We start from the raw sequence: 19677 nt of genomic DNA on the forward strand, positions 1-19677 counted from the left end.
GCATGCAGCATGCCCTTGTGGCCGATGGAGGTCGCACCTGAGGCAACCCACTGCCACGTATGCGCCTGTGTTCCTACAGGAAAACAAGCGGTCGTGCACTGTACGGTCGGTGTAATCCAGCTTACGTCGCCGACATCGGTTGATCCATATAGCGGCTCGGTGCCCGTATAAGGCTGAAGAATATCAGCCATATCCTTATCGCGCAGGCCCGGATATTTGACCACAATCCCTGCGCGTTCCTGCTCATCCAATGTCGTACGTATTTCGGCGGCATAGGCCAGTTCTTCCGCCGTAAATTCCGGTACACCCAGTTGCCCGAACACGCGGTACATGGTCTGCTCCAGCACCGGGCTGGGCATCAGGTTGGAGCATGCCTTGTCGAATACGATTTCAACCTCCGTCCCCGTCATCAGTGCCGCTCCGCGAGCAATATCGCAGACTCGCTTATAAATATGCTGCACCTGCGACGCTTGCGGTGCCCTGATCAGATACAGCACCTCCGCATTCGCCTGCACCACATTGGGAGAAAAGCCTCCGCTGTTCGTGATTGCATAATGCAGGCGCGCGTCCTGCACAATATGCTCGCGCAAATAGTTCGCGCCGATGTTCATCAACTCAACGGCATCCAGCGCACTTCGACCTAGATGAGGAGCGGCGGCGGCATGTGCGCTTTTGCCTTTAAAACGAAAATAAAACTGCACGTTAGCCAATGTGCTCACGGACATAATGCTGTTATAGTCCATCGGATGCCAGCACAAAGAGAAATCAACATCATCAAACAATCCTGCGCGCGCCATAAACGCCTTGCCCGAACCGCCTTCTTCACCCGGACAGCCGTAGTAACGGACCGTTCCCGACAGTCCGTTCTGCTCTATCATGCTTTTAAGCGCAACCGCTGCCGCCAAAGAAGCCGAGCCAAGCAAGTGATGACCACAGCCGTGACCGTTGCCTCCCTTTTCTACTGGCTCCTGCCGGGCAATGCCTTTATGCTGGCTAAGTCCCGACAAAGCATCATATTCCCCGAGAAATGCGATAACCGGCTTACCGCTGCCATAGCTCCCGATGAAGGCTGTTTCGATATCGCCCACACCACGCTCTACAGCGAAGCCCTCCTCTTCCAGGCTACGGCATAACAGCTCGGCAGATTGATATTCCTCGAAGCGTGTCTCTGCAAATTGCCATATTTGCTCGCTGATGCGAATGATTTTATCCCGTTGCCGTTCAATATCTTCGGATAATAGCTCTATATGCTTCATGACTGGTGTCCACCTTTCTCAGCGAAGCGTCCGCCTAGCCAGCCGCTCCAGCAGTTCTACGCTGCGTGGCAGCACCTCTTCCTGAATATCAAACTCTGGATGATGGTGAGGGGCGGGCAGATTGCAGCCGATAATCATATAGGTTCCCTTTCCTCCCAGCTCCTGGACACGCCGAATCATGTAGCTGGCATCCTCACTGCCCAGCGAGCTGGTTTGCCCCATCGCTTTCTGATTCACGAAGCCTTCAACCTGCTGCGCTTCCTCTGCTGTCATTTCTGCCAATTCCGGGCTGCATACAATCGGGATTGCGCCGCCGATAACGCGAATTTCATGCTCCAGCTCATGCATTCCTGCACTATGGGCTATGATATTGCGTACCCGTCTCTCCAACTCTTCATTCGTCTGCTCATCCACCGAACGTGTTTCGATGATCATACGCGCGGTTTCAGGTATGATGTTGGCGGCTGTGCCACCTTCCAGTACCCCTACGTTAATACGTGTTTCCCCGGTGCTGAAGCGGGGCAGCGACTGAATGTTCAGCAGCGCGGTGGCCGCTCCCAGCAAGGCATTATTCCCTTTTTCCGGCGAAGAGCCCGCATGTGACGCCACACCGCGAAAGCGTGCCTCCAGCTTGGTGGACGCCAGAAAGCCTGCCGAGCTGCCGTGAATTTCACCAAGCGGTACATCACAGCCCAGATGCTGGCAAAAAAGCGTATCTACGTCGTCCAGCATTCCTTTGTTCACCATAGCATAAGCGCCTCGAACCCCCTCTTCTGCCGGTTGAAAGATCAGTTTAACCGTGCCTGCAAATTGACGGTCACTTAATCGCTCGGCCAAGCCGAGGCCAATCGTCGTATGCCCGTCATGGGCGCATGCATGCATATGACCTTCATACAGTGAACGGAAGCCCTCGGCCTGCGGCACATGCCGTGCTTCTGTGCTTTCTGTAATCGGGAGCGCGTCCATATCGAACCGGAACGCGACGGTAGGACCATCCTGTACTCCCCGCAGGATACCAACAACGGCCGTATAGCCCCCCTTCATGTGGGCCGCAATAGCAGGGTCCGCTCCATCCCGCAATGCGCGTTCATAAGCGGCCTCCAGCACTTCTTTTTCCGGCAAGCCGCGCACGGAGCTTGGTTCCATCGCGTCCTGTCCATAAATAACCTCGTAGCCGAATTGCCGCAGCAAGCCTACAATCTTGGATGCCGTTCGGAATTCAGTAAAGCCCAGCTCAGGATGACGGTGCAAATCCCGGCGCAGCTCGATCAGATCTAACATATATACCACCTTACCTTTTATATGAAATAGTAGAATTTACAAAATCGCACGTTTCAATTATGACAGACTATAACCGTTCTAACTAGGATAATTTGGGATATACACCCGGTCCAATCGGTAGACCCAGCAGATACCAAACCACGACCAGCAGCGTCCAAACCAAGAAGAAGAAAATAGGATACGGGAGAATGAGAGAGTAATAGGTGCCGAGCTTCGCATCCTTTTTATACTGCTGAAGAAAACCAACAAACAAAGGAATAAACGGAGATACCGGGGCCAGCGGAATGACAGAGGAATCCGCCACGCGGAAAATCATCTGCGCAAAAGCAGGATGATAGCCCAGCACCATAAACATCGGTATAAATACAGGTGCAAGCAAAGACCAAATGGCTGAGCCACTGGCAATGAACATACAGAGGAATGCCGACAGGAAGATCAGGCCAACGAATACAGGCACGCCCGTCAGGTTGATTTTTTCTAAAATATCGGTAATGTACAATGCGATAAAACGCCCCATATTACTCCAATTGAACATGGCTACAAACTGGGACAACGGAAATACCATAATAATAAAGCCTGCCATGTCCTTAATCGGATGGACAAGCAGCTTGGGGATATCGTTCTGCTCCCGGATTGCTTTGGTCGTGATGCCGTAGGTGATAGCTACAGCGAAAAAGAACAACAGAATCACCGGGACAATTCCTGACAGAAACGGCGAACCCATAATGCCTCCCGTCTCCGGGTTACGTAAAATCCCGTTAGCTGGAACAACCATCACGGCTATAGCGGCAATGTACACCAAGGCGGCAATTCCGGCAGCACGCAGCCCTTTATTTTCACGGGAAGACAGCTTTTCCAGCTTGAACGGGCTCTCTCCGCCTTGATACGTACCCAGTCGCGGTTCCACAAATTTATCCGTAATCAAACCGGCGAGCAATGTAAGCACAAACACGGAAGTCATCATAAAATACCAGTTATCCAGCACACTTACGGAAATCGCAGCATTGACTGACTTGGCTACCTCGGTGCTTATACCGGACAAAAGCACGTCTGTCGATACAATCAACAGGTTTGCTGTAAACCCGGAGCCCACACCTGCAATGGCTGCAAGCAGACCAGCGACAGGATGACGTCCAACGGCCAGGAAAATAAGCGCGCCCAAAGGAGGCATGATGACGAGAGCGGCATCAGAAGAAACGTGGCTGAAAAAGGCAATAAATACGACCAAATAGCTGGCATAGCCGGGACGTACGACGAGCGCTATTTTACGAATGACAGCCTCCAGCAGCCCCACCTTATCAGCCAATCCAATCCCCAGCATCAACGCCAGAATAGAGCCTAGCGGGGTAAAGCCGGAAAAGTTTTTGACGATGTTGGGTAATAACCATTGAATGCCTTCGGTACTAAGCAGGTTTTTGACCTGCACCCGTTCATGGCTGATCGGATCAACGGCAGAGGCATGAAAGACAGATAGTACAGCAGTGCCTAATAAAAGAAGAATAATCAAATAGACAAACAGTAAAAAAGGATTGGGCAGCTTGTTACCCACCCTTTCGACCCATCTGAAGATGCCAGTTTGTTGCTCTACGTTTTCCATGTTTGTCCCCCTCTTGGCGCCATTAAGCGAATATTTAACGACTATTTCGCTTAATTGTTTTGACATATTATATCTTTGGTTTCGAGCCGTTTCAATACTTTTGTTATATTTAATAACATATCAACGTTATATAATTTTTTTATCATGCTAAATTCAAGCAGATTTATTTACAAAAAAAGCTCCCGGAGGTCAGGTTACTTCACCTGTTCTTCAAGAGCTTTCATCAGTACTTTTTTAGTTCTATCGCATTCCGTGTTGATTTCGTTACCGCTTGAGCTGATAAATTTTACGCGGCCGTCCACGACTCGTCTGGAGTTCGCCGCCTGTAGCAAGGGCCAGTCCATTTTCCACCAGCCCCAGCATAATGCGCTGTGCATTGCGGACTGTCATGGACAAATCGGCGGCCAAATCCGATGCGCTAAAGCTTCCCCATCCCTTGCGTCGGGCAAGCGCCTCGATTTTGCGATACGTACGGATGCTGACCGCAGCCTGATTTAAGCGATCCAGCAGTTCCCGGTCCTCTGTACGATATTCATACTCCAGTTCATCCTGCCCTCCAGCCGATTCAATCACAGTTCCGTCCGCTCTCACGATGATAATATCGCCCACTTCTCTCTCTTTGGCCGTCTGAATCGCCTTGCGTGCGTGCTGCTCCGCCGAAAGGGCTGTTTCGCCAAAGCCTATGCCAACCGCCACAGGCTGGGCTACCTCTGTCTCCAGCCGAAATACTGCTTCACGCAGAGCAGCAATTTCCCGCTCCATCGCCCCACGCGAGCCAAATATCTGGTATCGACCATTTCCATTCTCCAGAAGAGAGCCATCCAGCTTGTCACAAAACTCCAGCAGGACACGCTTGATCTCCAATTCCAGCAGCTGTACATAATATTTTGCGCCTGAACGCCCTGACACCTTGTCCAGGTTCTCTATTTCTATGATTTGCACGCCAATCTGGCTATCTTTAAAGTAGGAGGCTCGCTGCTTCTCGATGCTAATACGAAGCGCTTGACGGATTTCCATACGGGTCACATCAATCTTGCTGCAGGGCACACCCCGTTCCAGCAGCCTTTTATGCACTGCATGCATACAGGTCAGAGCTGCCTGCGTCTGCCCGCTCTCCCACATTTTTATGTGAGCATCGGCTAATTCTGTTTCCTGTTGCTTATCCCGGTGTCCTTCCTGCTTGATCTCGAACATATGGATAGCAAACATGGATTCCGGCAATTCCAGCTCATCCAGCGATTCCTGCAGGTTAAACTCCTCCAGCTCCACCATATCCAGCGATATGCGCTTAATTGCAGGAGATGTATCCTTTAAAAGATGGAGAATCCCTTTGTACAGGCTGGCCCCTGTCGGGGAGCAATATACGATACTATCAGAGTCTTTAAGCTGCGGTTTCACTGCCATGTAAGGAATAGGTCCGGTAAAAAGCCATCCACTCACCTCTCCACGGTGAGCCGGGATGATAGCCGCTGCTTCCACCAGATTTTCATACGGATAAGGGATTAGCTTCGCCGTATCTGCATACTCACGTCCCACCTCTATGATCCGATCAATTGAGGGTTTCGGACCCACTACTCCAATCGTATACATGAAAATACTCCTCCTGATCTGTATGCAGGACGGCGGTTATTGATCCTACGCCTGTCTTTGGCTATATCGTAGCTGTTTTACGGGGGAGTGGCAAGGTGTGTGCAGAGTGTGGTGGTGGGTTTCGTGGGAAGTGGCGCTGCGCGAATGATTTGATCTTACGATCGCTGTTGCCACGGGATTCTTTGGATTGGATAGGACATAAAGTGGTAAGAATCCCGTGGCAAAGGCGAACGCTATCGCTTCTACAGATTCAAATCCTCCGCTCCGCTGGCTTCCCGCCATTCCACTACCACATCTGCGTAAGGGGGTAAGTATTGGAAAAGCGGATTTCATCGCTTCGCTTGATTCAATTTAATTTTTTATTACTACCTTATTAATGCTTTATATAATAAACTCGTAATGCTCTATATAATAAACTCGAAAAATGAACATAAAAACGGAGGAGGCGAAATGGTGCTGTACAAGCGTAGCGGTCGCTTTTGTCCCCGGATTTCTACCCTTGTTAGAGGCTTAATCCAAGAAATCCGGGGGCGGTGGCGATGGGAAGCACCATCCGGCTGCGTAGTGGCGCATAGGTAACTTTTAAGTCGATTTTTTTATTTTTTGATGTATTGACAAATAATCAAAAATAATATATCTTAATATCAAGATAATAAATTATAAAGAAAAGTTTACGACTGTTTATTTTGCTTTGAAAAAACGAATCATATAAAAACCAAGGAGGACAATGACATGAAACTGTTAGGATTGCATCACGTATCGGCGATTACAGCGGCGGCGGCTAAAAATGTTGATTTTTATACTCAGGTTATGGGACTTCGGCTGATCAAGAAAACGGTGAATCAGGATGATGTCAGCGTGTATCACCTCTTTTACGGGGATGAGCGTGGAACTGCGGGGACGGAAGTTACATTTTTTGAAATTCCACATGCCGGGCAAACTCGTACAGGGAATAACAGCATTTCGGCACTCTCCCTGCGCGTACCAAATGACAAGGCACTGGATTACTGGAAAAACCGCTTCGAGCAGTTGGATGTAAAACATGGCGAAATTACGGATCAAGCGGGACGCCTGGCGCTTTCGTTCGAGGATTTTGAAGGACAACGCTTCTTCCTCGTTTCAGATGAGCATGATAACGGTGTGCGCGGCGGGACGCCTTGGGAGAAAAGTCCTGTCCCTGCCGAATACGCCATCGTGGGGCTTGGCCCGGTTCATCTGACCATTCCCAAAGCGGAGAATACAATTCTCATTCTTGAACAGGTTATGGGCTTCCGCAAAAAGGGCTCTTATCCTTCTCCCGTTGCCGGACAGCCGGATGTGGTCATCTATGAGACGGGTGAAGGTGGTACCGGAACTGAGGTTCATCTGGAAGAACGCAACGACCTCCCACAAGAGCGGCCGGGACGAGGCAGTGTGCATCACGTAGCCTTCCGTGTTGAAACCGAGGAAGAGCTCAAACAATGGGTAGAACGTATTAGCCAGTTGCAAATTTCCAACTCAGGCTTTGTTGATCGCTTTTATTTCCGTTCCTTGTACTTCCGTGAGCCCAACGGCATTCTGTTTGAATTGGCTACCGATGGACCCGGCTTTGACACCGACGAGGAATTGGAGTTTTTGGGAGAATCCCTGTCGCTGCCGCCATTTTTGGAGCCGCGCCGCGAATCTATTGAGGCTAATCTCAAGCCGCTTAACACCAAACGTTAATTGAATTTTCATTTGCACAAAAGGGCATTCCGCCACCTGCAAGATTTTAGCTTTGACAGGTAAGCGAAATGCCCTTTTTAGCTATGCTTACAGCTTTTTATCATCCACGCTGTTCAGCCATGCTTCGATTTCTCCGATCACAGAGGCGATACAACCATCCTGGAACGGTGAGATCAGTCCAGCCAGCTCAACCAATCCGGTAAAAGATCGGCTCCCCCCGGCACGGCACAGCTTCAAATAATCCTCCCACGCCGCTGTCCGGTCGATGCTCATACGTTTCCAGAACTGGAATGCGCACAATTGCGCGAGTGTGTAGTCAATATAGTAGAACGGGGATTGAAAAATATGCCCCTGCTTATGCCAAAATCCGCCCTGCTCCAGATACTCATTGCCTTCATAGTCCAGATGCGGTTTATACTTGCGTTCAATGGAGCGCCATGCGCTTTTACGCTCGGCCGGTGTCCAATCCGGATGCTCATATACGGCATGCTGGAATTCGTCTACGGCTACGCCGTAAGGCACGAACAGCAACGAAGAGGACAGATGTTCAAAGTGATATTTGTCCGTATCTTCTTCAAAGAACAGCTTCATCCAAGGCCATGCGAAAAATTCCATGCTCATGGAATGGATTTCAGCCGCCTCCATCGTAGGCCAGTGATACTCCGGAATTTCAAAATGCCGGCTTTCATAGACCTGGAAGGCATGACCTGCTTCATGTGTCAATACGTCGATGTCACCGGATGTACCATTAAAATTGGAGAAAATAAATGGAGTGCCATATTCACTCAAAAAGGTACAATAGCCTCCGCTTTGCTTCCCCTTTTTGCTGATCAGGTCCATCAATTCCCGTTCGATCATAAAGCTGAAAAATTTATGTGTTTCCGGTGAAAGCTCCTCATACATACGTGCTCCATTACGAAGAATCCACTCCGGGTCACCTTTTGGCGTAGGGTTGCCTGACAGGAAGTTGAAGCCTTCATCATAATAACGAAGCCGATCTACACCGATCCGTTCGCGCTGACGCTCCTTCAGCTTGGTTGCCAGGGGAACGATGTGCTTCAGTACCTGCTCGCGGAAATTGGCAACCATGGTGGCATTGTAATCTGTACGTCCCAAACGGGCATAGCCCAGTTCCACGAAGTTGTCGTAGCCCAGCTTATGTGCCATGCGTGTGCGTACCTTGACCAATTCATCATAAATCCGATCCAGTTCGTCCTCATGCTCGCTCATAAATTGATATTTGGCCTCGGATGCTTGTTTGCGTGTTTCCCGATTGGTATCCAATTCAAATGGCAAAAGCTGCGCCAACGTGCGTTCTTGCCCTTCAAACTGGATCTTGGCGGACGCAATGAGCTGGGCATATTCGGAGGTCAGCTTATTTTCCTGCTGCAAATCCTCGATGATATTCGGGTGGAACGACTTGAGTGCTACCTCGGCAATACTGAACAGCTGGCTGCCCCATTGGCTCTCCAGTTCGGCTCTGAACGGAGAGTCCACCAATGCCCGATAGTACTCCGTTACATACTCCTGGATTACCGGCATGAAATCATCAGCATACTCTTGCTCCGCTTTGTAAAAGGCGTCCTCCGTATTAATGGAGTGCCGAACTTCCACCAATTGCAATTGCGTTTCCACATGACTGCGCAGCTTGTTAATCGCATGAATCACTTCATTTTGACGTTCTACGCTGTCTGCCTCGCGAAACTGCTGCAACAGCGTTTTAAACCGCTGTTCAATTTCAGGCTGCTCTGGTCGGCTGTAAGCCATTTGGCTGAATAATGTCATTGCTTTCGTTCCCCCCTCAGTGTAATAAACCTGATGCCTATTATACAGTACGATTAGACAAAACTGGAAGCAATAGCTCAAAAAAAAGACAACCTCAAAAGCCGCAATACCAAGTACTGCGGCTTTTAGGAGCCACGCCGGCTCTTATCTCATAGATATCTTTGCCTCGAACAATTATTATATATATGCAGTCTAATGGAGATTTATAAGACCTCTTTGTTACTGCTTATTGATTTTGTATACTTATTGATTTTGCATACTTATTGATTTTGTAAACGGTGTGCGGCATGCAGGGTCGGACCGACGAATTCATTCAGCTTGAAGCTGCCTTCAATGGCCTGTGTGATAAATTTCTTGGCCTGATCCACCGCTTCACGTACAGTCAGCCCTTGGGCCAAGCCAGCCGTTACCGCTGCCGAAGTGGTGCAGCCTGCACCATGGGTAAAGCTCGTTTTTACTACATCCGCTTCAAACCAGTCAAAAGTGATTCCGTCATACAGCAGATCCATCGCTTTGCCTGCGCGAATTTTACCACGGTCCTTGATCAGCACGTGCTTCGCTCCGCGCTCATGGATAATGGCAGCCGCTTCCTGCATCTGCTCCAGCGTCGTGATGGGTCCATTCTTCGCCAACTGCGAAGCCTCGAACAAGTTCGGCGTTACCAGGTCAGCGCCAGGAATTAACAATTCCAGCATCGCCTCTGTATTTTCCGGCTGAAGCACTTCATCCGTACCTTTGCAGACCATAACCGGGTCAATGACGATCCGCTTCAGATCATGCTTTTTCAAATGGCTGGCTACCAGTTCGATAATATCAACGGAACCAAGCATTCCGGTTTTCATCGCATCAAAACCGATACCTTCCAATACAGTGCGCAGTTGTGCTTCTACCACATCCAACGCAACAGGATATACAAGATGGTCCCAGGTTTTAGGTTCCATCGCAACTACGGTTGTCAATACGGTCATGCCATATACGCCAAGCTCCTGAAAGGTTTTCAGGTCTGCCTGAATACCCGCTCCTCCGCTTGTGTCGGAGCCCGCTATCGTTAATGTTTTGGAAATCGTCATTTGTACATGCTCTCCTTCACTTTCTGTGCTGCATTTATCCTAATCCCGCATACGAAACTTGTCAACGCACCAAAGCGTCTTTTCCATGCCAAAAGTCACAAAAATCAGCAACAGCTAAAAAACGAGGACATTCCCCTCTGGAACGGGAACATCCTCGTAAGAACGTGTTATATGAAGAGCTCGCATGAATTGGAATTACGAATATCCACCGATACTGTGATCATAGGCATGATTCTTTTCATTTTTCCGTACGCCGAGACAGAGGCTTTGATACAAATGCTGCTGTTCCGGAGTAGCAAAATTCCGGTGCTGCTCAAATAGGGCCATACAACCGATGATATGCTCGGTATAGCTATTATCTACAGACAGCTGTAAGCAGTGAAGTGCTTGTCCCAATCCCTCAGAGAAATCTCCCTTTCGAAAATGATATTCCGCATACACCTTACAAAAGGATGCAAAGCGAAATGCATTAAAGTGCTTGTGATAATGAGTGTCCCATTGTTCCGGTGCAAGCTCCCAGAAGCTCTCGAGCTGCTGACTGAACAGTCCCAGCTCTGCATCCACAAAATAACCGAACCGGTTCGCTGATTCAAGCAATGTGTTCAAGCCTTCCAGCGTCTCATCCGGATGCTCGCGCAAATAAGTAATATACTCATAGATTGCAGAAGTGTTACCCATTTTAATTTCAATACAAAGTCGATTGCCCCGAGCATATACACGGTGCATTTCGACTACTTTCCAGCCTTCCTCGTCCAAGCCCTCAAGCCAGCTTAAATCTGCATAACCTTCAATCCATTGCTTGGATTCCTCATATCTGCCCTGAAACTCATAGCAGCTAGCCTTTAGCAGATGCCCCTGGGCATAGTAATAAACGAGCGGCTTAAGCAGCTCCAGGTGTTCATCCCCAAATCGATTCCGATTACGATACAATGCCTGCGCCAGTTCTCTTAGCTCATCCGCATACATTTCCATCTCGGACCATTGCATTTTTGACGCAAACACTTGGGACAGCATATGTAAGCCTTCCAATGCGTATGTTTCCGGTAGACGGCTGCGGTATAAATGGAATTGTACAGCAGCCTTCAAGTTCCGCTTGTTATCCTTAATCTGAACCTGGAAAATACGAAAATAGCTGATCGCCAAGCGTTCGGAATGGGTATACTTCTCACTCTCGATAACACAATCATACAGAAGCATGGAGGCTTCATATCGAACATTCTCAAACATCTCTTCTGCTGTCTCAAAAATAGCCGGAATGTTCGATAAATCATCCATCAGATAGCCAAGCACACTACGTATGCAGTCCAGCTTGTTCAACTCCGAGCAACGGAGAAGAAACGGACGCAGCCTGCGCCAGTGCGGCAAGGAATGAACAAAGCATTCATCCACATACATCTCGAACAAAGCTCCTTCTTCCAATCCCATGGCCTCGGTGATTAGATCAAGCTGATTAACTGAAATGGGCCGTGGAGGGTTCCGGTTAAGAATACCGCTGAGTGTACCTGGATTTACCTTGGAAGCATCTGCAAAACACTGCATCGAAATACCTTCACTTTGAATATACTTTTCAATTTCTGCGCGAATCGTGGTGTTTTTTTCCAAAGGGACACCCCCTCAAACGAATGATAGTGACTTTATCATTACCTTTTAAACCAAAATTTGTTTAATCAAAGTATATGTCTAATTATACGGGAGGTCAACAACTTAAACGCGACTCCAGACATATAAAATCACGAGTTTCGTACGATATTAAATCCGTTTTGTGAAAAAAGACCGCCCCCAAAGGTTTGGTCTGTTGATGTGTCGTGATGCTGTAGACTTAGGAGGGTAGGGAATATTCAAGTATTGATTTACAGACGGCCGAAATCAATAGCAAACTTGGCGTACCCTTCTATGGTTAATCCTTCATAAAGCAGCTCCGAATAGGCTTGGGCGGCCTTTATGGCTTGCGGCGAGCTCAGAAATGTCACATGTGGTCGCCCTTCCCATGGCACAAGGGACCAGTGGCCATCTGCTTTGGGCGCCAATGTCTTCATATGCCGTACATATTCGGTCAGCACATGCCGATTTTCATCCGGTGCAGCAAGTACAATTCGTTCTCCACCCGGATTAACGAGCGTGGAGGTGAACGCGCGATAGTTGTTCGTAACCACCAGATAACTCCGCTGCATATCCATCGGCTCTCCTTCGTAGAACATATGAAGGATTCTGTGCGCATCCGGCACCTTTAATTTCCCGACAATATCATATCTGGCAGGCTGCGTTACATCAATTTGATACCTGATCCCGTCGATGATATCAAAATTAAAGCTCGGAAAATCAGAATCAATCAGCTCTTGCTCATGTTCTGCCAAAGGATCAATCTGTCGGAATTGTCCGGCAGACCACTCAAGCCATTCCCGAATTTCCGCCCCGGTCAGCCGGACGACATGCAGCGTATTCGGAAAGTTGTACAGATCGGCGATATGCTTGATCGCCAACATCCCTGCCGGAATATCGGTGTAGTAAGATGCGCCGTATCTGCCGCCTGTTTTAAATGGAGCCGCTGCCGACAGAACGGGTAGATCCTCGTACTCGCTCCCTTGCATCTGCTGCTTCACATACCAAATTTGTGCATCATTTACGAGTTGAACCGAAGCATCGTCCATGACTTGGGCAAAGAAGCTGTTCACCGCCACCGTCATCCGACCGACAGGAGCGCGAATATACTCCAGTGTCCCGGCGTGCTCCTCTGCTACCGACAGCTGAATTACAGCATCCGGTTGTACCAGCGCTTCCTTCCGTACCGGATCATACACCGGGCGTACCTCGGCAGAGGATGCGGCCACTTCCCACTTTCCATCCATAAGAAAAAGGTCGAGGTCAATAATACCCAGATGATCCCCCCAGAAGCCCGGCTCTACCGCCGGAATATCGTGGATAGTGCCTCGCTCCGTATCAACACCCGTTTTACCAACAAACGAAGGTCCGGGGAATACTTTATGCGCATGACCAAACAGAATGGCGTCAATCCCCTCCACCCTGCTCAGTGGCAGCACCGTATTTTCCATATATGGCGTTTCAGGAATATCCTCAAAGCCGGCATGGGGCATAGCAATGATCAGATCGGCTCCCTCTGCCTTCATTTTGGGAATGAACCGTCTTGCTGTTTCCAGCACGTCCTTGACGATGATTTTTCCCTCCAGCCACGCCTTGTCCCATTGCATAATTTGTGGCGGTACAAAGCCGATGACTCCCACCTTTAAAAAATGCTTGCCGCCTGCTTCATCCTCCATCGTCTTGTCCAGCAGCAGATAAGGTGTGAAATAGTTTTGTTCATTTTCTCCCGCCACATATATGTTGGCATTTATATAAGGAAATTGCGCTCCCCGAAGGCAGGTCTGCAAATATTTCAGTCCATAGTTAAATTCATGATTTCCAATATTCCCTGCCTCGTACCCTAAAAGATTCATCGCTTTGTAAGCAGGATGTACAGCGCTAGGGTCCTGTTGAAGACGCTGCACAGCATAATCTCCCATCGGATTCCCCTGAATGACATCCCCGTTATCCAGCAGGAGATGGTTGGGCACCTCAGACCGGGCCGTTTGAATCAAGCTGGCGGTTTGCGCCAGACCATACTGCAGCGTTTCCTCATCTGCATAATAATCATAATTCCACAAGCTGACATGCAGATCCGTCGTAACCATGATGCGGAATTTCACCCTTACCGGACCTGACGTTTCCACACATATTACTTCATTTGTTTCCAATCCTGTTCTCTCCCTCAGCTTCGGTCATAAAGATTGAACAAGTCTAGCAGACCACTATTAAGAGAATGTTAAATGAATGAACGCCAGCAACCATATCATAAATTTTACATTATTTTTACCAAAGTCAGGAGTGGTTTTAACCCTGGCCGTCGGGCTAGCTGTTAAGATTTGGCTGACTTCTTTAATTACTATGTTTTAGGGGGAAATTATTTTGTTCAAAAAAGCACTGACCTTGTGCATGACCTTCACACTGGCGGCAGGTCTGGCCGCTTGCGGCTCCAATGCAAGCAACAACAGCGCGTCGACTCCAGGCACAGATGGTACGAAAAGCGAAAGCACAGCCTATGTTCCTACAGAGCTAAAGGTACAGTTCGTTCCTTCCCAAAATGCAGATACACTCGAAGCCAAAGCCAAGCCGCTCGAAAAGCTGCTGGGGGACAAGCTTGGAATCCCGGTAAAAGTCACCGTATCTCCTGACTACAACACGATTGTGGAAGCTATGTCCTCCAAACAGGTTGATGTAGGTTTCCTTCCACCGAATGCCTATGTTCTGGCACATGATAACCGCAAAGCAGCCGATTTGCTGCTGCAAGCCCAACGCTACGGGATTGAAGATGCCACAGGCAAGGACACAGCTGAAAAAGTAAACTTTTATAAAGCCATGATCGTGGTCAAAAAAGATTCTCCGATTAAAACCCTGGCTGATCTGAAGGGCAAAAAAGTCGGCTGGCAAAATGTAACCTCCTCCGCAGGCTACGTGTATCCCGCAGCAGAGCTGAAAAAAGCGGGCGTGGACCCGGACACGGATGTACAGGGTGTAACGATCAAAGGCCATGATGCTGCTATTCTGGCGCTGCTGAACGGTCAGGTTGACGCTGTAGCTGTTTTCCAGGATGCACGCAACACGGTGAAGAAGGAAATACCGGACGTATTTGAAAAAACACGCGTCATCCATTACACGGCTAAAATTCCGAATGACACGGTCAGTGTGCGTTCCGATATGGATCAAGCGTGGAGAGACAAAATCAGCCAAGCCTTTATCGATATCGCCAATGATCCAGAAGGCGGCAAAATCATTAAAGAAATTTACACGCATGTAGGCTATGAAAAGGGCGACGATAAAAACTTCGACTCTGTACGTGAATATGCCGAAGCCGTCGGCCAAGCGGTGAAGTAATACAAACACGGTGAGGAATTGTAATGAAGCAGAAGCTACGAAACAGGCATTACGAATGACAGGGCAGCACCGTCCATGTATTCATGGCGGTGTTGTTTTCATTCCACCCCATCGGGGGAGAAAGCGGGGAGCAAATGATCGAATTCCGTAACGTATCGAAAACGTACCCGAATGGCACCAAAGGGTTGAACAATATTAATTTGACGATTAAAGAGGGCGAAATGGTCGTTATTGTCGGCTTGTCCGGTGCAGGCAAGTCCACCCTGCTGCGTTCCATCAACCGTCTGCATGACATTACCTCCGGTGACATTGTCGTGGGCGGCAGGTCTGTTACGTCTGCCGGAAGCAGCGAGCTGCGGCGTATTCGCCGCGACATTGGCATGATCTTTCAGAGCTTCAATCTGGTAAAGCGCTCGACCGTGCTCCGCAATGTACTCTCTGGACGCGTCGGCTATCATTCGACGCTAAGAACCATTCTCGGCCTCTTTCCGAAGGAAGATGTCGAGCTGGCACTAACAGCGCTGGGACGCGTGAACATCCGCGAAAAAGCCTACAGCCGGGCTGATGAGCTGTCAGGTGGCCAACAGCAGCGTGTATCCATCGCCCGTGCGCTGGCGCAGGAGGCCAAAATCATTCTGGCGGACGAGCCTGTCGCATCGCTTGATCCCTTGACCACCCGCCAGGTCATGGACGACCTCCAGCGGATCAACCGTGAAATGCAGATTACGACCATCGTCAATCTGCATTTCATTGATCTGGCGCGCGAATATGCGACGCGGATTATCGGGCTGCGCGCCGGGGAAGTCGTCTTTGACGGCACGCCGGAGGAAGCTACGGACGAGGCCTTTGCGGAAATTTACGGCCGGGCTATCAAGCACGATGAGCTGTTGGGAGTGGGATCATGAAACCCGACTCTACAGCCCGGCAGCTCTCTTCGACGCCGCCGTCACCGCATGCCGGGCCACCGCAGCCAGGCATGCCGCCTGCAGGGCCACCCTTGCCGGGGCGTTACAAGCGTTACGCCACCTGGATGATTTTTATTGTGGTGCTGGTTGCCTGTTCCATTCATACGGATGCTACGCCTTACCAGTTGATCGTCGGCTTGCCCGAGATGGGCAAGCTGCTGGGCGAAATGTTCCCGCCTGACTGGAGCTACCTGCCCACCATCTGGAAGCCGATGCTGGAAACGATCCAGATCGCCATCGTCGGCACGACACTGGGGGCTATACTGGCTATCCCTGTCGCGTTGCTATGTGCCTACAATGTGATGCCACGCAAGCTGATTTCGCTGCCGATGCGCACGATTCTAAATCTGGTGCGGACGATTCCAGATTTGCTGTTCGCCTCCATCTTTGTGGCCGTGTTTGGCATCGGTCCGTTTGCAGGGATGCTCGCCCTGCTCTTCTTCTCCTTTGGCATCATAGCCAAGCTGACGTTCGAGGCGATTGAAGCCATTGATCCCGGGCCGCTGGAGGCCATGACTGCCGTTGGCGCAAGCCGCATTCAGGTCATTGCCTTTGGTGTTGTGCCGCAGGCATTGCCTTATTTTGTGTCATACTTGCTGTACACGTTTGAGGTTAATGTGCGTGCAGCTTCCGTTCTGGGCCTGGTCGGCGCTGGCGGTATCGGTCTGCTGCTTGACCGTTCCCTCGGTCTGTTCCGATATGACCGGGCAAGCATCATTATTCTACTGACCCTCGTCATCGTCCTTGCGATTGATTACGGCAGCAACCTGCTACGGAGGAAATTATTATGAATGATCCTACGCTTCGCAGACCTGTTGGCTCCCGCCTGCGCCTATGGGCGATAGCTATTCTGCTTATCATCATTTATATTTGGGCTTTTCGCGGAATGCAGTTTGAAGGATTACAGGGAACGGCCAAAAGTGTATCTGTCGCTATATTGGACGGCTTCCTTCATCCGGACTGGTCATACGTCTACATCCCTGAAGGAGAGGATTTATTGCGTGGTCTGCTGGATACGCTGGTCATTTCGATTCTTGGAACCTTTGTATCCGCGTTTGTCTGTCTTCCATTCGCCTTTTGGGCGTCCAGCAATATGACCCGACTACGTCCCTTATCGGGTAGCGGGAAATTTGTACTTAGTGTCATCCGGGTATTTCCCGAAATGATCGTCGCCATCTTGTTTATCAAAGCCGTTGGTCCCGGCTCGTTTGCCGGGGTGCTTGCCCTTGGCATTCACTCCATCGGCATGCTGGCAAAGCTATTCTCGGAAACGATCGAAAGTGTCGATCACGGGCCGCAGGAAGCTTTGGTCGCGTGTGGCGCCAATCATCTGCAGGTGATTTTCTTCGCCGTGCTGCCGCAGGTGATACCACAGTTTCTTTCCTATTCGCTCTATCGTTTTGAAATTAACATCCGCTCTGCCACCACGCTCGGTCTGGTCGGTGCAGGCGGTATTGGTACTCCGCTGCTGTTTGCACTCCAAATGCGCAACTGGAACCGGGTAGGCGTTATTTTGCTCGGTATTGTGGTCCTGATCATTTTGACGGATCTGATTTCCGGGTGGCTGCGCAAACGGATCGTATAGTTTTAAATGCCGAAAAAGCCTCCCTTGTGGTAAAATGGCCAGCCTTACGCGCCCACTTTACCAAAGAGAGGCTTCTTCATGTCTATCTACAAACGCACGAACGGTGATTCAGAACCAATTCCGTGCTTTATTATCCATACCGCGGTACAACCTTCTATGTCAGCGTGGAGGCCGAAGCGAAGATAGAGCGGATTGCATCGGATACCTGCTCCGTTTCACTCAGCAGATACATATGACCACCAGGGAAGCGGTGAAACGCAACCTTTTCTCCCCATCGTGCCCACCCGTCGGCATCACGTACACAAGCCTCGTCTTCATTGCCGTTAAAAATATGCATTTCCGACTGAAGCGGTGTCATATCGCTCGGCCGGAACGTTTCCAGCGCTTTGAAATCCGACCGGAACGGCGGCAGGAAAAATTCGAGCATTTCCCGGTTATTCGCCAGTTCGGGCGGAATGCCGTTCAAGCCGATCACATAATTGGCGAAAGCGTCATCCTCCATCTGAGAACGGATGGGACGCTTGATATCTGGCGGCTGGACGGCCGAAACGATGACCGCTTCTGGAAAAAGTCCTTTTGACTCCAGGATCTGCGCCAATCGAAAAGCCACGATCCCTCCCATACTGTGTCCAAACAGGATGAAAGGTCTGTGAAGCTGAGGCAGCAGCGCCGCCTCATACATGCTGACCAGCCGTTCGAGATCGTCCACCAGCGGCAATCGGTTGCTACCGTGACCAGGAGGCTCGGCGGCAAGCACTTCAAATCGGTCCTGCAAGCTGTCATGCAACGGACGGAAGGCAGCGGAATATCCCCCCGCAAACGGAAAACAAATAAAATGGGTGTGGTCTGATGGTTTACCAAACCTTTTGATCAAATCGTTCATGCTCCTGCTCCCTCCAAATGATTGCTTATTCGTAAAATTGTCCGCTTCCAGTACCCGGATGCTCCATCAGTCAAATGTGCTGCTTCAAGCTGTCGCTGTGTACTATATCGGTAATCAGCCTACCGTTTATTTCGGCCAGCTCACCATAAAGCATTTCGTCGTGCTTCCCGCGGCCTTGATGCTCAACGACCGTTCCTGTCGTTCCATCCTGCCAGGAAGACAGCCATTCCGGAAGAGGCTGCACATGGTCCGCTCCGATCAAATGAATATCGGCATTTACCTTCCCGGTGTTGATTAATTCGGCGTGATACGCGTAATAAGCCGTCATTTTGCGTTGCATGCCTTTACGTACCGCTTCGATTTGCAAATATGGATTATCCCGGTTCGCTTCCATCAAAGCGGCGGCATCGTCTTCTACTGATCGCCCCTTAAGGTCGCTGATGCCCGTTTTCAGATACGAATCGACCATGACAAGCTGTCTCACGGTTCTTCCCCGGCCTTCAAGCTCTTTGGCTGCTTCAAATGCCAACCCGCAGCCCGCAGAGTACCCGAGCAAAACGAATGGTCCTTCTGGCTGTAGTGCCTCCATCGCGTCTGCATATTGTCCAATTCGATCTTCTTCTTCCACGAAATCAAAAGCCTGAATCCGGATATCCGGTACAAATTTCGCCAGGCCGCTGAACATAATGCCATATCCGAGCACTGGCGGGAAAGCAAAAATAGTTGTTTGCCCATCGGGATTGAAAATGGTTGTCCCGCAGCGGGATACAGGTTCTTCTGTCACACTGGACGCTGCATCCCCACCTTCCAGCGAGGCGGCCAAATCGGCAATCGTCGGCTTGGAGAAAAGCAGTCCGACCGAAACGTCCAGGTCCAGCTCTTTGAGCATTCTGCCGCACAGCGCCATCGCCTTCAGTGAATGTCCGCCTGCCGCAAAGAAGTTGTCGTGAATGCCGATTTGCGGAACACCGAGTACCTCGCTCCACAGCTTCACAAGCGCTGCCTCCATTTCGGTACGAGGAGGCACAGCTTCGG

Annotated in this window: 15 protein-coding genes; 5 read left to right on the top strand and 10 right to left on the bottom strand. The window is 50.0% G+C overall.

Features of this window, described 5'->3' with window-relative positions; genetic code table 11:
• From WG8_RS20790 to WG8_RS20805, 4 genes are all read right to left on the bottom strand, one after another.
• Positions 1 to 1256 (bottom strand): M20 family metallopeptidase (locus WG8_RS20790; RefSeq protein ID WP_007432217.1); only part of this gene is annotated, 1256 nt, incomplete at its 3' end.
• An 18-nt stretch (positions 1257 to 1274) separates the two neighbouring features.
• On the bottom strand, positions 1275 to 2537 hold the full coding sequence (locus tag WG8_RS20795) for an amidohydrolase (protein ID WP_007432218.1): 1263 nt from the start codon (positions 2535 to 2537) through the stop codon (positions 1275 to 1277).
• 82 nt (positions 2538 to 2619) lie between these two features.
• Positions 2620 to 4134, bottom strand: coding sequence for an AbgT family transporter (locus WG8_RS20800; protein WP_007432219.1), 1515 nt, complete (start codon positions 4132 to 4134; stop codon positions 2620 to 2622).
• Positions 4135 to 4398: 264 nt separating this feature from the next.
• Positions 4399 to 5724, bottom strand: a complete 1326-nt coding sequence (locus WG8_RS20805; RefSeq protein ID WP_007432220.1) for a hypothetical protein — start codon at positions 5722 to 5724, stop codon at positions 4399 to 4401.
• Between the two features lie 732 nt (positions 5725 to 6456).
• On the opposite strand from WG8_RS20805, the gene WG8_RS20810 reads away from it, so the two are divergent.
• Entirely contained in the window at positions 6457 to 7428 is a 972-nt protein-coding gene (locus tag WG8_RS20810) for a ring-cleaving dioxygenase (RefSeq protein ID WP_007432221.1), read from the top strand.
• Positions 7429 to 7515: 87 nt separating this feature from the next.
• Here the strand turns inward: WG8_RS20810 and WG8_RS20815 are convergent, their stop codons facing one another.
• The 4 genes from WG8_RS20815 to WG8_RS20830 all read right to left on the bottom strand — a co-directional run bounded on the left by WG8_RS20815 (position 7516) and on the right by WG8_RS20830 (position 14032).
• A complete protein-coding gene (locus WG8_RS20815; protein WP_007432222.1) occupies positions 7516 to 9213 on the bottom strand; it encodes a M3 family oligoendopeptidase in 1698 nt (565 codons plus the stop codon).
• Between the two features lie 260 nt (positions 9214 to 9473).
• A complete protein-coding gene (gene thiD / locus WG8_RS20820) occupies positions 9474 to 10283 on the bottom strand; it encodes a bifunctional hydroxymethylpyrimidine kinase/phosphomethylpyrimidine kinase (protein WP_007432223.1) in 810 nt (269 codons plus the stop codon).
• A gap of 195 nt (positions 10284 to 10478) precedes the next feature.
• Positions 10479 to 11885: a hypothetical protein gene (locus WG8_RS20825; protein ID WP_007432224.1), complete on the bottom strand. Its 1407-nt coding sequence runs from the start codon at positions 11883 to 11885 to the stop codon at positions 10479 to 10481.
• Between the two features lie 248 nt (positions 11886 to 12133).
• The gene (locus tag WG8_RS20830; protein ID WP_007432225.1) at positions 12134 to 14032 is read right to left on the bottom strand and encodes a bifunctional 2',3'-cyclic-nucleotide 2'-phosphodiesterase/3'-nucleotidase; all 1899 of its coding nucleotides are present in this window, start codon (positions 14030 to 14032) and stop codon (positions 12134 to 12136) included.
• A gap of 211 nt (positions 14033 to 14243) precedes the next feature.
• Here WG8_RS20830 and WG8_RS20835 point away from each other — a divergent pair, with 211 nt between their 5' ends.
• From WG8_RS20835 to phnE (WG8_RS20850), 4 genes are all read left to right on the top strand, one after another.
• Positions 14244 to 15209, top strand: coding sequence for a phosphate/phosphite/phosphonate ABC transporter substrate-binding protein (locus WG8_RS20835; RefSeq protein ID WP_007432226.1), 966 nt, complete (start codon positions 14244 to 14246; stop codon positions 15207 to 15209).
• 134 nt (positions 15210 to 15343) lie between these two features.
• Positions 15344 to 16114: a phosphonate ABC transporter ATP-binding protein gene (gene phnC / locus WG8_RS20840; RefSeq protein ID WP_007432227.1), complete on the top strand. Its 771-nt coding sequence runs from the start codon at positions 15344 to 15346 to the stop codon at positions 16112 to 16114.
• Positions 16111 to 16965 (top strand): phosphonate ABC transporter, permease protein PhnE, encoded by an 855-nt coding sequence (gene phnE, locus WG8_RS20845; RefSeq protein WP_007432228.1) that lies wholly within the window; start codon positions 16111 to 16113, stop codon positions 16963 to 16965. Before phnC ends, phnE (WG8_RS20845) begins: the two co-directional genes overlap by 4 nt.
• The gene (gene phnE, locus WG8_RS20850; RefSeq protein WP_007432229.1) at positions 16962 to 17759 is read left to right on the top strand and encodes a phosphonate ABC transporter, permease protein PhnE; all 798 of its coding nucleotides are present in this window, start codon (positions 16962 to 16964) and stop codon (positions 17757 to 17759) included. Before phnE (WG8_RS20845) ends, phnE (WG8_RS20850) begins: the two co-directional genes overlap by 4 nt.
• Positions 17760 to 17913: 154 nt before the next feature.
• Here the strand turns inward: phnE (WG8_RS20850) and WG8_RS20855 are convergent, their stop codons facing one another.
• Both WG8_RS20855 and WG8_RS28905 read right to left on the bottom strand, forming a co-directional pair.
• Positions 17914 to 18642: a thioesterase II family protein gene (locus WG8_RS20855; RefSeq protein WP_007432230.1), complete on the bottom strand. Its 729-nt coding sequence runs from the start codon at positions 18640 to 18642 to the stop codon at positions 17914 to 17916.
• Between the two features lie 70 nt (positions 18643 to 18712).
• Positions 18713 to 19677, bottom strand: a 965-nt coding sequence (locus tag WG8_RS28905) for a thioesterase domain-containing protein (RefSeq protein WP_007432231.1), incomplete at its 5' end; no start/stop codon positions are given.

The sequence above is a fragment of the Paenibacillus sp. Aloe-11 genome (assembly GCF_000245715.1).
In the GTDB taxonomy this organism is placed as follows: domain Bacteria; phylum Bacillota; class Bacilli; order Paenibacillales; family Paenibacillaceae; genus Paenibacillus; species Paenibacillus kribbensis.

Coding starts and splice junctions, on each gene's coding strand:
- WG8_RS20805 (WP_007432220.1), bottom strand. CDS start 5,724: ATGTATACGATTGGAGTAGTGGGTCCGAAACCCTCAATTGATCGGATC.
- WG8_RS20800 (WP_007432219.1), bottom strand. CDS start 4,134: ATGGAAAACGTAGAGCAACAAACTGGCATCTTCAGATGGGTCGAAAGG.
- phnE (WP_007432228.1), top strand. CDS start 16,111: ATGAAACCCGACTCTACAGCCCGGCAGCTCTCTTCGACGCCGCCGTCA.
- WG8_RS20810 (WP_007432221.1), top strand. CDS start 6,457: ATGAAACTGTTAGGATTGCATCACGTATCGGCGATTACAGCGGCGGCG.
- phnE (WP_007432229.1), top strand. CDS start 16,962: ATGAATGATCCTACGCTTCGCAGACCTGTTGGCTCCCGCCTGCGCCTA.
- thiD (WP_007432223.1), bottom strand. CDS start 10,283: ATGACGATTTCCAAAACATTAACGATAGCGGGCTCCGACACAAGCGGA.
- WG8_RS20855 (WP_007432230.1), bottom strand. CDS start 18,642: ATGAACGATTTGATCAAAAGGTTTGGTAAACCATCAGACCACACCCAT.
- WG8_RS20815 (WP_007432222.1), bottom strand. CDS start 9,213: ATGACATTATTCAGCCAAATGGCTTACAGCCGACCAGAGCAGCCTGAA.
- phnC (WP_007432227.1), top strand. CDS start 15,344: ATGATCGAATTCCGTAACGTATCGAAAACGTACCCGAATGGCACCAAA.
- WG8_RS20795 (WP_007432218.1), bottom strand. CDS start 2,537: ATGTTAGATCTGATCGAGCTGCGCCGGGATTTGCACCGTCATCCTGAG.